This is a genomic window from Mesorhizobium sp., from assembly GCF_017306585.1.
In the GTDB taxonomy this organism is placed as follows: Bacteria; Pseudomonadota; Alphaproteobacteria; order Rhizobiales; family Rhizobiaceae; genus Mesorhizobium.
This window is the reverse complement of sequence record NZ_JAFKIC010000381.1, coordinates 1-1,540: the sequence shown is the minus strand read 5'-3', so window position 1 is coordinate 1,540 and position 1,540 is coordinate 1. Positions and strand designations below refer to the sequence as shown.

The following is a 1,540-nucleotide window of genomic DNA, read 5'->3' as shown; positions in this document are numbered from 1 at the left end:
GCGTCGATGGCGACGACACCGGGCAGTTCTCCGGCATGCAGCGCCGCCTGGAGATAGGCGCTCGGCGCGGACTTGTCCGACCCGCTGAAGCGCAGCACGGGAAATTCATAAGACACGCCTTCACTGTCGCCAGTGACACGCTCGACCGACTTGCGCATGGATACCTCCGCCGCGATGGACTGCGCCATCTTTGGCGATTTGCCGTCGATAGGTCCAGCCTTGGCCTCCAAAAGATTGCCTAGACACTTACTCCTATTCGCAACAAGAAACTGCGTTAGAGAACTCTTGATAACTTCGTGAAGAATGATCCTGCGAGCTTCATGGCAAGCGGATGCCGAGTAAGAAATCTGGCTGCGAAAGGACTAAAATAATAATATGATCGGATCGCAAATCTCCCGATCGCGTACGGGGCGATCCTGTGATCTCTAAAATCGAGGTACTTCTGGATAGGGTCTTCTCGGTATTTGCCGCACAAAGCGGTTGCAATGAAGCAAAAACTCGTCGAAATATCGCTCATCTCAATTCTCCCCCTGTTGGTAGGTTTGCTTGTCTGATTTTTCATCAGTGATAGCAGCATCGTCCTTGATATTTGCATTGTTAAGTGCAATTGCCGCCCTAGCGGGAGCTTGGTATGTCAAAAAAACGATGGAAGCTTCTATCCGTGCAGAGCGGCCCCATGTCAGGTTATTTACAACTATTAAGCGTAAATATCAGAACGGCCATATCATCGAAGTTCAGGGTGTAACTTTCAGAAATTATGGAAGGACACCTGCGCTGATCCGTAGCTTGAGCATATCATATGTATTGGCAGATAAGCCGCCGGATCCAGAGAAATGTACTTACAAAAGATTCTATCCCGACGATTCTGTCATAACTCAAGACGAGCCTTGGCCGTATAAAGGGTTCATTCCTCAGTTCGAAGGAGCCTCAGTCAACGAACTTGTTGAAGTACACCATCGAACCGGAAAGCGGCTTTTTGTCTACGGGAAGATCGTCTATTCCGACGCTTTTGGAAAGGAGCGGTTTACGCGTTTCTGTCGTGAGTTTACCGGCCGTAGTTTCACCTACAACCTTTCGGACGTCAACGACGACAAAAGCCTTAACTTCGCTACCTAATCGGCGATGGCGGATAATTACTCGGCGGGATGCGGCACCAGCGTGGAGCGGTCGAGCGCCTGTGAAACCACCGCCACGGCGACCGCGAGCAGGGTGATGAAGGCGGCGACCAGCGGCAACTGGGCGTAGGAAAGCCCCCAGGAGAGCGCCAGCCCGCCCACCGAGGCGCCCAGCGCGTTGCCGGCGTTGAAGGCGCCCTGGTTGAGGGTAGCGGCGAGATTCGGGCCTTCGGACGCTGTCTCGACGACGCGCATCTGCAGGGGTGGCACGATGACGAAGACGAGCAGTCCCCACAGGAAGACGATGGCGACGGCGGCGAGCGGGATGGTGCCCAGCGCGATGAAGCAGCCGAACAGCAGCACGAGCGTCAGCAACGTTCCGATCACCGTCGGCATCAGCTTCCAGTCGGCCAGCCGGCCGCCGA

Annotated in this window: 2 protein-coding genes and 2 pseudogenes; 1 reads left to right on the top strand and 3 read right to left on the bottom strand. The window is 54.7% G+C overall.

Annotation, left to right across the window (positions count from 1 at the left end; genetic code table 11):
• Positions 1-158: pseudogene (locus J0I79_RS35045) on the bottom strand (peptidase M14); the annotation flags it as partial.
• Between the two features lie 116 nt (positions 159-274).
• The gene (locus J0I79_RS35220; RefSeq protein ID WP_366015801.1) at positions 275-517 is read right to left on the bottom strand and encodes a CFI-box-CTERM domain-containing protein; all 243 of its coding nucleotides are present in this window, start codon (positions 515-517) and stop codon (positions 275-277) included.
• A 29-nt stretch (positions 518-546) separates the two neighbouring features.
• Here J0I79_RS35220 and J0I79_RS35040 point away from each other — a divergent pair, with 29 nt between their 5' ends.
• Positions 547-1,116 carry a hypothetical protein gene (locus tag J0I79_RS35040; protein ID WP_292584022.1) on the top strand — a complete coding sequence of 190 codons (570 nt, stop codon included), beginning with the start codon at positions 547-549 and terminating at the stop codon, positions 1,114-1,116.
• A 17-nt stretch (positions 1,117-1,133) separates the two neighbouring features.
• Here the strand turns inward: J0I79_RS35040 and J0I79_RS35035 are convergent.
• Positions 1,134-1,540: pseudogene (locus tag J0I79_RS35035) on the bottom strand (MFS transporter); the annotation flags it as partial.